The organism is Actinacidiphila sp. bgisy167 (assembly GCF_057707665.1).
Genome location: NZ_JBYIQP010000199.1, coordinates 1 through 1466 on the forward strand (window position 1 = coordinate 1; position 1466 = coordinate 1466).

Sequence of the window (1466 nt, forward strand, 5' to 3'; positions counted from 1 at the left end):
GAGAGCGTGGTGCTGCCGCTGCTGCTGCCCGACGCCCCCGTGGTGGTCTGGTGGCCGGAGGACGCCCCCGCGAACCCCGCGGAGGACCCGCTGGGCCGGCTCGCGGCGCGCCGGATCACCGACGCGGCGGCCACCGAGGACCCGGTCGCCGCGCTGGGACTGCGCGCCGAGACCTACACCCCCGGCGACACCGACCTCGCCTGGACCCGGATCACCCCGTGGCGCAGCGTGCTGGCCGCGGCACTGGACCAGAAGCAGGCCGCGGTCAGGGGCGCCGTCGTCGAGGGCGAGGCGTACAACCCGAGCACGGAGCTGCTCGGGCTGTGGCTCGCCCGGCGGCTCGGTGTGCCCGTCCGGCGGAAGACCAGCGAAGGCCCCGGGATCACCGCCGTACGGCTGGCGACCGCGGACGGCGAGATCTGCCTGGACCGGCCGACCGGCGCGCTGGCCGAGCTGGCCATCCCCGGCCAGCCGGACCGGCATGTGGCGCTGCAGCGGCGGGCGACCTCGGATCTGATCGCCGAGGAACTGCGCCGGCTCGACCCGGACGAGGCGTACGCCGCGGCGGTCAAGTTCGGTGTCGAGCAGCTCGCGCACGCCGAGGAGACCGTCGAGTCCGCCGCCGCCGCGGCGGGGCCCGGCCAGGACGGCGGCTCCGGCGAGAAGGCGGCCGCCCGATGACGGCACCGCAGGTGGTGGTCCACCGGGACAAGGAACTGATGGCACAGGCCGCGGCGGCCCGGCTGATCACCAAGATCGTGGATGCCCAGGCCGCCCGAGGCTCCGCCTCGGTCGTGCTGACCGGCGGACGCAACGGCAACGCCCTGCTCGCCGCGCTGGCCACCTCGCCGGCCCGGGACGCGGTGGACTGGGCGCGGCTGGACCTGTGGTGGGGCGACGAGCGGTTCCTGCCCTCGGGCGATCCTGAGCGCAACGAGACCCAGGCGCGTGAGGCCCTGCTCGACTCGGTTCCGGTCGACGCGGTGCGGGTGCATGCCATGCCGCCCTCGGACGGTCCGTTCGGCAACGACGCGGACGCCGCCGCAGAGGCCTACGCGCGGGAACTGGCGGACGCGGCCGGCCCCGAGGACCACGGGCCGGTGCCCTCCTTCGACGTGCTGATGCTCGGCGTCGGCCCTGACACACACGTGGCCTCGCTGTTCCCGGGGCACCCCGGGGTCCGCGAGACGGAACGCACCGTCGTGGGCGTGCACGGCTCGCCCAAGCCGCCGCCCACCCGCATCTCGCTCACCCTGCCCGCCATCCGCGCCGCCCGCGAGGTCTGGCTGCTGGCGGCGGGCGAGGACAAGGCGGGGGCCGTGGCCATCGCCCTGTCCGGGCCAGGCGAGATCCAGGCCCCGGCGGCCGGCGCGTACGGACGGTCCCGCACCCTGTGGCTGCTGGACCGTACGGCCGCCGCCAAACTGCCCCCGCAGCTGTATCCGCCGTCCTCCCCGTAAGGCGGT

The 1466-nt window shown here is 76.1% G+C and carries 2 protein-coding genes; both read left to right on the top strand.

Translation table 11 applies throughout. From position 1 onward, the window contains the following. Positions 1–681: glucose-6-phosphate dehydrogenase assembly protein OpcA (locus AC3ET4_RS30740; RefSeq protein WP_431955240.1), on the top strand; the 681-nt coding region annotated here is incomplete at its 5' end. After that, complete coding sequence (gene pgl / locus AC3ET4_RS30745) at positions 678–1460, top strand: 6-phosphogluconolactonase (protein WP_431955242.1); 783 nt, start codon at positions 678–680, stop codon at positions 1458–1460. The genes AC3ET4_RS30740 and pgl, both read left to right, overlap by 4 nt. Positions 1461–1466: the final 6 nt, after the last annotated feature.

Bases quoted from the DNA above. Each gene is read 5' to 3' on its own strand.
- pgl (WP_431955242.1), top strand. From the start codon at position 678: ATGACGGCACCGCAGGTGGTGGTCCACCGGGACAAGGAACTGATGGCA.